The organism is Actinomadura sp. BRA 177, from assembly GCF_013372625.1.
GTDB lineage: Bacteria > Actinomycetota > Actinomycetes > Streptosporangiales > Streptosporangiaceae > Spirillospora.
The window spans coordinates 1-8,620 of record NZ_JABXFD010000052.1 but is presented as its reverse complement, the minus strand read 5'-3'; the positions used below and the strand labels follow the sequence as shown (position 1 = coordinate 8,620).

The window sequence follows — 8,620 nt, the reverse complement described above, 5'->3', positions numbered from 1 at the left end:
GTGAGGTGTGTTGGCGGGACGGCGTGATCGCCGGCCGGCGCAGCCCGGCGATCACGTCGCACAGCGTTGTCTTGCCCGCGCCGTCCGGGCCGATCAGCCCGGTCACCGTGCCGGGCGGCGCGGTCAGCCCGGCGCCGTCCACGGCCGTCAGGCGGCCGAAGCGGACCGTCACGTCGCGTACTTGCAGACCATCCGGAGCGGGCATCCGCACCTCGGCAATGTGAGGTGGATCACTGGCGGTTCCACACCCTACTGACGCGCGGGGACGGCGGCAACGCCTCCGGTCAGGGCGGCGTCAGCTGGTCCCGGGCCCACTCCTTGACGCCGGCGATGAACGCGTCGACGTCGGCGGCCTTGCCGGACGCCATCTCGTCGAACCAGGCCGGCACGTACTGCTCGAACTTCCCGCTGTCCAGGGCGTCCAGGACGGCGTCGGCGACCTGCTGCGGCGGCAGCGCGTCCGACACGTCGCTCAGCGGCGGCTCGTTGCCGGGCAGCGTGAACAGCTCCGTGCCCGCGATCAGCGCGGGCTGGATCACGTGGACCTGCACGCCGGTGCCGTCCAGGTCGACCGCCATGCTCTCCCAGAACGCGGTCAGCGCCGCCTTGGACGCGCCGTAGGCGCCCTCGTGCGGCGGGCCGAGCCGCGCCGCCACCGACCCGACCGCCACCAGGTGCCCGCGCCCCCGCTCGATCATGCCGGGCAGCAGGGCGAGGGTGAGCCGCACCGGGGAGGCGTAGTTCAGCCGCATCACGTCCTCGGCCTCGGCGGGCGACAGGTCCTGGACGCGGCGCCGCTTCGGCATCCCCGCGTTGTTGACCAGCACGTCCACGCCGCCGAACGCGCGCTCGACGTCCGCCGCGAGGCCCGCGATCCCGTCGAGATCGGCGAGGTCGGCCGTCCACATCGCGCTTTCGGGGGAGTGTTCGCGGCACCGGGCGAGCACGTCCTCCAGCCTGTCCTTGCGCCGCGCCACCAGCCCGACCCGCGCGCCGGCGGCGGCGAGCGCCTCCGCGACGACCGCGCCGATGCCGGACGAGGCTCCCGTGACCAACGCGGACCGTCCCGTCAAAGTCACCATCCGCCCAACGTCACACACCGCCGCCCCGCCGGGCAAGGCGAAGCGCCGCCGGGCCCCGCACCAGCCGGTAGGGTAGTGAGTTTCCCTTCCCGCCCTCTCGCCGCCGGAGGCCTGCCCGCATGCCCGCCGAAACCGCCGACACCGACGAACCGGAGATACTCGCCGCCGAACGCGCCCACCTGACCGAGTCCCGCGCCGCGCTGCGCCGCATGCGCGAGCACGCCGAGAGCCTGTCCGCCGACGTCGCCGCCGACTGGGTGTCGAAGCAGTACCTGGAGTCGCTGCTCGACCAGCGGGTCGCCGCCCTCGCCGACCACCCCGGCACCCCGCTGTTCTTCGGCCGCATGGACCGCGACCGCGATACCGCCTCCGACCTGCCCGCGATCATGTACGTGGGGCGGCGGCACGTCCACGACGGCGATGAGGGGCGCCCGCTCGTGCTGGACTGGCGCGCCCCCGTCTCCCGCGCCTTCTACCAGGCCGGGCCCGCCGACCCGATGGGCTGGCGGCTGCGGCGCCGCTTCGGGTTCCAGGCCGGCGAGCTGACCGCGTTCGAGGACGAGCCCCTCGACGGCGGCGCCATCGGGCCGTCGCGCATCCTCACCGAGGAGATCGAGCGGCCGCGCACCGGGCCGATGCGCGATATCGTCGCCACCATCCAGCCGGAGCAGGACGTGATCGTCCGCGCCGGCCTGCCCAGCACGGTGTGCGTGCAGGGCGCGCCCGGCACCGGCAAGACGGCCGTCGGCCTGCACCGCGCCGCCTACCTGCTGTTCACGCACCGGGAGCGGCTGTCGCGATCCGGCGTCCTGATCGTCGGCCCGAACCGGGCGTTCCTCGCCTACATCTCGGCGGTGCTGCCCGCGCTCGGCGAGGTCAGGGTCGAGCAGGCCACCATCGACGACCTGCTCGGCGCGCCGCTGGGGGAGGATCCGGCGGCGGTGTCCGCCGCCAAGGGCGATGCGCGGATGGCTGACATCCTGCGCAAGGCGCTGTGGCTGCACGTCCGCAAACCCGAGGAGGGCCTCGTCGTCACCCGCGGCGCGGCCCGCTACCGGCTCGCCGACCACGAGGTCCGCGAGATCGCCGCGGGGCTGCGCGGCACCACCCGCTACGGCGCCGGCCGCGCCGCGTTCGCGCAGCGGCTCGCGCACCGGATCCTCGTGCTGATGGAGCGGCGCGGCGAGGCACCCGACGACCGCGTCCAGGACCAGGTCGCGCGGAGCCGGCCGGTCAAGCAGGTGCTCGACGCGGTGTGGCCGAAGGTGACCGCCGAGCAGGTCCTGCACGGGCTGCTGTCGGACGCCGAGTTCCTGCGGAGGGCGGCCAGGGGCGTCCTGGACGACGACGAGCAGGCCGCGATCTTGTGGGCCAAGCCCCCGCGCTCCCACCGCTCGGCCAAGTGGACCGCCGCCGACCGCGCCCTCCTCGACGAGCTGACCGACCTCATCGAGCGGACCGCCTCACTCGGCCACCTCGTCGTGGACGAGGCGCAGGACCTGTCCGCGATGCAGCTCCGCGCGCTGGGCCGCCGCTGCGGGACGGGCTCGGCGACCGTCCTCGGCGATCTCGCCCAGGGCACGACCGCCTGGTCCGCCCGCTCCTGGAAGGAGGTGCTCACCCACCTCGGGCAGGACGGGGAGGTCACCGAGCTGACGCTCGGCTTCCGCGTGCCGGGCAGCGTCCTCGACTATGCGGCCCGCCTGCTCCCGCACGTCGCGCCCGGCCTGGAACGGCCGCGCTCGCTGCGCCCCGGCACCGGCGCGCTGGACGTGCGGCGCGTCCCCGACGTGCGCGCCGCCGCTGTCAACGCCGCGCGCGAGGCCCTGGCCCGCCCAGGGGCGGTCGGCCTGATCGTGCCCGACGCCGACGCGGACGCGCACGCGGAGGATCTGGCGGCGGCCGGGCTGGAGCACGAGATCCTCGGCCCCGAGTCCGACGGCACCGCCCGGCTGCTCGTCATCCCCGCGACGCTCGCCAAGGGCCTGGAGTACGACCACGTGATCGTGGCCGAGCCCGCCGCCATCACCGCCGCCGAGGCGCGCGGCCTAGCCCGCCTGTACGTCGTACTGACCCGCGCCGTCACGTCCCTGACCGTCCTGCACGCGGACGATCTCCCCGCCGAACTCATGATGTCGTAGCCGGCGGATAGTCGCACTACCTGCGCGCCGCCGCCTGATCGGGGCACGGGCGCAGACCGTCGAAGGCGATCCGCAGGACGCTCTCGCGGGCTCCGGCGTGTCCGGCCGCGTAGGACATGCCGGCCAGCAGCGCCATGACCTCGCCCGCGCCGACATCGCCGCGGACGGCCCCGGCCGCCTGCGCCCGTTCGAGCAGGACGCCGAGGGCCGCCTTCAGGCCGGGGCCGGCGCTCCCGGTGGCCTCGCGGGCGTCGATGCCGGCCTCGGCGAGCGCCTCGGTGACGGCCTGCTTCGTCGCCGCCCGGGAGACCACCCGGGAGAAGAACCCGAAGAACGCCGCGCCCGGATCGGCGGCCGACCGCAGCTCCTCCGCCTCCGCGGCGAGCCGCTCCAGCAGCGCGACCAGCACGGCCTCCAGCAGCGACTCCTTGGTCGGGAAGTGCCGGAACACCGTGCCGATCCCGACCCCCGCCTTCCGCGCGACCTCCTCGGTGGAGGCCGAGGTCCCCTGGACGGCGAAGACCTCCTCGGCCGCGGCGAGGACCTTGGCGCGGTTGCGGAGGGCGTCGGCGCGCAGCGGCCTGCCGGACGCGGGTGAGGTCATCGCGACCTTTCGTTGACATGCGGAGTGCTGACTCCGTATTTTCTCATACGGAGCACGGACTCCGATTGTAGGGGAGTGTCATGTCCGAGTTCGCCAGCCCCCGCGCCGTCTTCCAGCGGCTCATCGACGGGATCACCGCGCGGCGGTCCGACGACCTGCCGCGGCTCTACGCGGAGGACGCGGTGGTCGTGCAGCCGTTCGCCCAGCCCGCCGCGCGCCTGGAGGGCCGCGCGGCGCTGCGCGAGCACTTCGCCCGCCTGGAGGCGCTGCCGCTGGAGATGGCCGCGCGCAACGTCGTCGTCCACCAGACCCCCGACCCGGAGGTGATCATCGCGGAGTACGAGTACGCGGGCCGCAACACCGAGACGGGGCACGAGTTCGTCGTGCCCAACATCGTCGTCCTGCGCGTCCGCAACGGGCACATCGTCGAGTCCCGCGACTACCACGACCATTCGGGGCTCGCCCGCGCGCTGGCCGGCGGCGGGGCCGGTTGACCGGCGGTCCGGCGGTTCCTAGGGTGGAGCTGCCATACCGACCGGTTGGTATGTTCGTTGCGGGCGGCCCGGCCGCCGCCCGCCGCCCCGCGCGGAGGTTCGCCCTGTGAGCACAGCACCGCCCGACGCCGACGAGCTGAGCAGGCGGGTCGGCGAGTTTCTCGCCGGCCACGACCCCTCGGCCATGGAGCCCCTGGAGTTCCTGCGGGCCCGCTTCGACGCCGGGCTCGCCTGGGTCCACTACCCGGAGGGGCTCGGCGGGCTCGGCGCCCCCCGCCACCTGCAGCCCGCCGTCGACCGGGCGTTCGCCAAGGCCGGCGCGCCCACCAACCATCCCGAGCGCAACGGCATCGGGCTCGGGATGGCCGCGCCGACGGTCCTGGCGTTCGGCACCGAGGAGCAGAAGCGCCGCTTCCTGCGCCCGCTGTGGACGGGCGAGGAGCTGTGGTGCCAGCTGTTCAGCGAGCCCGGCGCCGGCTCCGACCTCGCCGCGCTCGCCACCCGCGCCGTCCGCGACGGCGACGCCTGGACGGTCAACGGCCAGAAGGTCTGGACGTCCATGGCCCACGAGGCGCGCTGGGCGATCCTCGTCACCCGCACCGACCCGGACGTCCCCAAGCACCGCGGCATGACCTACTTCGTGTGCGACATGACCGCGCCGGGCGTCGAGGTCAGGCCGCTGCGGCAGATCACCGGCGAGGCCGAGTTCAACGAGGTGTTCCTCACCGACGTCCGGATCCCCGACGAGCACCGGCTCGGCGAGGTCGGGCAGGGCTGGCAGGTCTCCACCACGACGCTGATGAACGAGCGCGTCGCGATCGGCGGCAACGCCGCGCCGCGCGAGAGCGGCATGGTCGGCGTCGTCGCCGCGCTCTGGCGGGACCGCCCCGAACTGCGCACCCCCGGCCTGCACGACGCGCTGCTGCGCGCGTGGGTGGAGACCGAGGCGGCCCGGCTCACCGGTGCGCGGCTGCGCCAGCAGCTCACCGCCGGGCAGCCCGGCCCCGAGGGCTCGGGCGCCAAACTGGCCTTCGCCAAGCTCAACCAGGAGGTCTCCGGCCTGGAGCTGGAGATGCTCGGTGAGGACGGCCTGCGCTACGACGACTGGACGATGCGCCGCCCCACCGAGGTCGACTTCACCCGCCGCTCGCCCGGCTACCGCTACCTGCGCGCCAAGGGCAACTCCATCGAGGGCGGCACCTCGGAGATCCTGCGCAACATCATCGCCGAGCGCGTCCTCGGCCTGCCCGGCGAGATCCGCGTCGACAAGGACGTGCCCTGGAAGGACCTGCCCAAGTGAGCGACCTGCTGTACTCGGAGATCGAGAACGACCTGCGGGCCGGCGTCCGCGAGCTGCTCGACGACAAGGCGCCGTGGACGTCGGTCCTGGCCGGCACCGAGAAGGACGAGCCGTACGACGCGGCGCTGTGGCGGGCCGTCGCCGGGCAGCTCGGCTGCGCGGGGCTGCCGGTTCCCGAGGACCTCGGCGGCGCCGGCGCCACCTGGCGGGAGACCGCCGTGGTCATGGAGGAGCTGGGCCGGTCCGCCGCGCCCCTCCCGTTCCTGACCAGCTCGGTCGTCGCGACCGCTGCGCTGCTGGCCGCTGGGGAGCGCGACCTGCTCGCGGAGCTGGCCGCGGGGGAGAAGATCGCCGTTCTGGCCGTGCCGTTCAGCGCCGGTCCCGGTGATGTCTCCTCGGCCGTGCAGGCGGCGGACGGGACGCTGACCGGTGAGGTCACCAGTGTCGCCGACGGCATGGCGGCCGACGTGTTCCTCGTCCCGGCCTCTGACGGTCTCTACGCGGTGGACGCCGCCGACGCCCGACGCACCGCCGTGACCTCGCTCGACATGACCCGGCGGCTCGCCGACATCGCCTTCTCCGGCGCGCCCGCCCGGCGTGTCGCCGAGGGGACGGACGCCGTCCGCGCCGCCCTGCTGACCGGGGCCGCGATGCTGGCGTCCGAGCAGTTGGGCCTGGCCGAGCGCTGCCTGGACGACACGGTCGCCTACGTGAAGACGCGCTACCAGTTCGGCCGGCCGGTCGGCTCCTACCAGGGGCTCAAGCACCGCCTCGCCGATCTGTGGACGTCGATCACGCAGGCCCGTGCTGTGGCCCGGCACGCGGCGTCCTGCGTCGCCGCCGGTGATGAGGACGTGCCGATCGCGGTGGCCGTCGCGCAGGCGCACTGCTCGGCGATCGCGCTCAAGGCCGCCGAGGAATGCGTGCAGATGCACGGCGGCATCGGCTTCACCTGGGAGCACCCCGCGCACCTGTACCTGAAGCGCGCCAAGGCCGACGCGATCGCGCTGGGCACGCCCGACCACCACCGGGCCGCCCTCGCAACCCTGGTCGACCTGCCCCCGGTCTGACGCTCATCCCGGACGATCCCGCGCCCGGGGCCGTCCGGTCAGCCGGTGATGATGGCCAGGATCTGAGTTCCGTTCGGGAAGGCACCGCGGTCGGCGAGGGCGAAGATTCCGAACATCATCTTGGCCGTGTAGATCGGGTCGAGGACGATGCCGTGCCGGTCGGCGAAATCGTCGATGAAGGCGTCCAACTCCGGGGTTCGCTTGGCGTAGCCGCCGAAATGGAAGCCGCCTTCGACGCGCCAGTCTCCCCGCCGCTCGCCGTATGTCTCGCGCTGGAGGCGCTCTACCTCGCCGTCCATGAAGTTGCCCTTCAGCACGGAGAACCCGAGAGCCCGCTGATGCGGGGCCAGGCCCGCTGCCAGGCCGGCGAGCGTCCCGCCCGTCCCGCAGGGGCAGCAGATCACGTCGAAGCCCGGCACCTCCGCACCGAGTTCCGCGCAGCCCTGGACGGCCAGCGCGTTGCTGCCGCCTTCTGGGAGCAGGTAGAAGTCGCCCCACTGGTCGCGCAAGGCGTCCACGACGTCCGGCTCGTGTTTGCGCCGGTAGGTGGTGCGGTCCATGTAGGCGAGGCGCATGCCCATCCGCTCGGCGTATGTCAGGGAATCGTTCAGTGGCAGGTGCTCCTCGCCCCTGATCACGCCGATCGTCGCGAACCCGAAGAGCTTCCCGGCCGCCGCCGTGGCGCGGATGTGGTTGGAGTAGGCGCCGCCGAACGTCAGGAGCGTCCCGTGCGCGCGCGCCGGTTCGAGGTTGTGCTTGAGCTTGCGCCACTTGTTGCCGGGGAGCTCCGGGTGGATCAGGTCGTCCCGCTTCAGGAACAGCCGCAGGCCCCGCCGCGCCGCCCGGTCGTCGGCCAGCTCCACCACGGGCGAGGTCATCCCGGCATCGGCAGCCGCAGCCTCTCCCGCAGCGTCCGCTGCACCTCGTCGATGCCCGGCCGCGCGTCCACCGTCACCACGTACTCCTTGCGGCCGAACAGCTCCAGGATCGGGTCGGTCTTCTCGTGGTAGTCGCGCAGCCGCTCGGCGAGCGCCTCCTCGGTGTCGTCCTCGCGGGTCACCAGCTCGCCGCCGCACACGTCGCAGCGCCCCTCCTGCGTGGGGCGGTCCGCGATCAGGTTGTAGTCCATTCCGCACCTGGAGCAGAGCCGGCGGCCCAGCACCCGGCGGCGGACCTCCGCGTCCGGCAGGTCGAGATGGATCACCCCGTCGATGTCGTAGCTCTCCAGGAAGAACTCCGTCTGCCGGCGGCTGCGCGGGAACCCGTCGATGACGAACCCGTAGTTCCAGTCGTGCTGGTCGAGCCGCTCCCGGACGACGTTCTCGGCCAGGTCGTCGCCGACCAGCTCACCGGCCGCCATGATGCGCCGCACCTGCGCGCCCAGCTTGGTGTGGTTCTTGACGTGCCAGCGGAAGATGTCGCCGACGCTGATGTGCACGATGTCCAGATCCCGCGCGAGCAGCCCCGACTGCGTCCCCTTGCCGCTTCCGATGGCGCCGATGATGACGTACTTGCGCATGCCGTCCAGCCTAGGCGGGTGGTCAGAGCGGAAGCCGCAGCCGCCGCCCCAGCCTGCGGAAACGTGAATCCGGGGCGTGCTCGGGCGACTCGTCCCGGACGGCCAGGCCCTCCATCAGCGTCTCGAACGAGGGCTGCCGGACGCACACCAGCGTCGCGCGGGCCCGCCGCGCGCAGTGCAGCCGCACCGACGGCCGCAGCAGCCGGGAGAACGGGCCGCGCGTCCCGTGCCCCACGACCAGGATGTCGTCGTCGCCGGCCAGCCGCACCAGCGTGGCGCCCGGCTCCCCGACCAGCGCCAGCGCGGTCAGCTCCACCCCGTCCGGCGGGCCGCCCGACACCTCGCCGAGCAGCCGCGCGATGAGTTCGGCGCCGGAGCCGCGCAGCGCCTCGGTGATGCCGCAGCCGAGC

10 protein-coding genes are annotated in these 8,620 nt (G+C 73.7%); 4 read left to right on the top strand and 6 right to left on the bottom strand.

Annotated features, from left to right (window positions below; all coding sequences use genetic code 11):
* The coding region (locus HUX53_RS00280; protein WP_176401143.1) for an ATP-binding cassette domain-containing protein at window positions 1-205 on the bottom strand (205 nt) is incomplete at its 3' end.
* 79 nt (window positions 206-284) lie between these two features.
* A complete protein-coding gene (locus HUX53_RS00275; protein ID WP_176401142.1) occupies window positions 285-1,082 on the bottom strand; it encodes an SDR family oxidoreductase in 798 nt (265 codons plus the stop codon).
* A gap of 119 nt (window positions 1,083-1,201) precedes the next feature.
* Here HUX53_RS00275 and HUX53_RS00270 point away from each other — a divergent pair, with 119 nt between their 5' ends.
* Window positions 1,202-3,223 (top strand): AAA family ATPase, encoded by a 2,022-nt coding sequence (locus HUX53_RS00270; protein ID WP_176401141.1) that lies wholly within the window; start codon window positions 1,202-1,204, stop codon window positions 3,221-3,223.
* A gap of 16 nt (window positions 3,224-3,239) precedes the next feature.
* Here HUX53_RS00270 and HUX53_RS00265 read toward each other — a convergent pair whose 3' ends face one another.
* Window positions 3,240-3,827, bottom strand: coding sequence for a TetR/AcrR family transcriptional regulator (locus tag HUX53_RS00265; protein WP_176401140.1), 588 nt, complete (start codon window positions 3,825-3,827; stop codon window positions 3,240-3,242).
* 80 nt (window positions 3,828-3,907) lie between these two features.
* On the opposite strand from HUX53_RS00265, the gene HUX53_RS00260 reads away from it, so the two are divergent.
* The 3 genes from HUX53_RS00260 (at window position 3,908) to HUX53_RS00250 (ending at window position 6,691) form a co-directional block, all read left to right on the top strand.
* Complete coding sequence (locus tag HUX53_RS00260) at window positions 3,908-4,321, top strand: nuclear transport factor 2 family protein (protein ID WP_176401139.1); 414 nt, start codon at window positions 3,908-3,910, stop codon at window positions 4,319-4,321.
* 106 nt (window positions 4,322-4,427) lie between these two features.
* Window positions 4,428-5,621, top strand: coding sequence for an acyl-CoA dehydrogenase family protein (locus HUX53_RS00255; protein ID WP_176401138.1), 1,194 nt, complete (start codon window positions 4,428-4,430; stop codon window positions 5,619-5,621).
* On the top strand, window positions 5,618-6,691 hold the full coding sequence (locus tag HUX53_RS00250) for an acyl-CoA dehydrogenase family protein (RefSeq protein WP_176401137.1): 1,074 nt from the start codon (window positions 5,618-5,620) through the stop codon (window positions 6,689-6,691). The genes HUX53_RS00255 and HUX53_RS00250 overlap by 4 nt, the downstream gene beginning before the upstream one ends.
* Before the next feature lie 38 nt (window positions 6,692-6,729).
* Here HUX53_RS00250 and HUX53_RS00245 read toward each other — a convergent pair whose 3' ends face one another.
* The 3 genes from HUX53_RS00245 to HUX53_RS00235 all read right to left on the bottom strand — a co-directional run.
* Window positions 6,730-7,569, bottom strand: a complete 840-nt coding sequence (locus HUX53_RS00245) for a 1-aminocyclopropane-1-carboxylate deaminase/D-cysteine desulfhydrase (RefSeq protein ID WP_176401136.1) — start codon at window positions 7,567-7,569, stop codon at window positions 6,730-6,732.
* A complete protein-coding gene (locus HUX53_RS00240; RefSeq protein WP_176401135.1) occupies window positions 7,566-8,210 on the bottom strand; it encodes a nucleoside monophosphate kinase in 645 nt (214 codons plus the stop codon). Before HUX53_RS00240 ends, HUX53_RS00245 begins: the two co-directional genes overlap by 4 nt.
* A 22-nt stretch (window positions 8,211-8,232) precedes the next feature.
* Window positions 8,233-8,620: universal stress protein (locus tag HUX53_RS00235; protein ID WP_176401134.1), on the bottom strand; the 388-nt coding region annotated here is incomplete at its 5' end.

Bases quoted from the DNA above. Each gene is read 5' to 3' on its own strand.
- HUX53_RS00275 (WP_176401142.1), bottom strand. From the start codon at position 1,082: ATGGTGACTTTGACGGGACGGTCCGCGTTGGTCACGGGAGCCTCGTCC.
- HUX53_RS00240 (WP_176401135.1), bottom strand. From the start codon at position 8,210: ATGCGCAAGTACGTCATCATCGGCGCCATCGGAAGCGGCAAGGGGACG.
- HUX53_RS00260 (WP_176401139.1), top strand. From the start codon at position 3,908: ATGTCCGAGTTCGCCAGCCCCCGCGCCGTCTTCCAGCGGCTCATCGAC.
- HUX53_RS00270 (WP_176401141.1), top strand. From the start codon at position 1,202: ATGCCCGCCGAAACCGCCGACACCGACGAACCGGAGATACTCGCCGCC.
- HUX53_RS00265 (WP_176401140.1), bottom strand. From the start codon at position 3,827: ATGACCTCACCCGCGTCCGGCAGGCCGCTGCGCGCCGACGCCCTCCGC.
- HUX53_RS00245 (WP_176401136.1), bottom strand. From the start codon at position 7,569: ATGACCTCGCCCGTGGTGGAGCTGGCCGACGACCGGGCGGCGCGGCGG.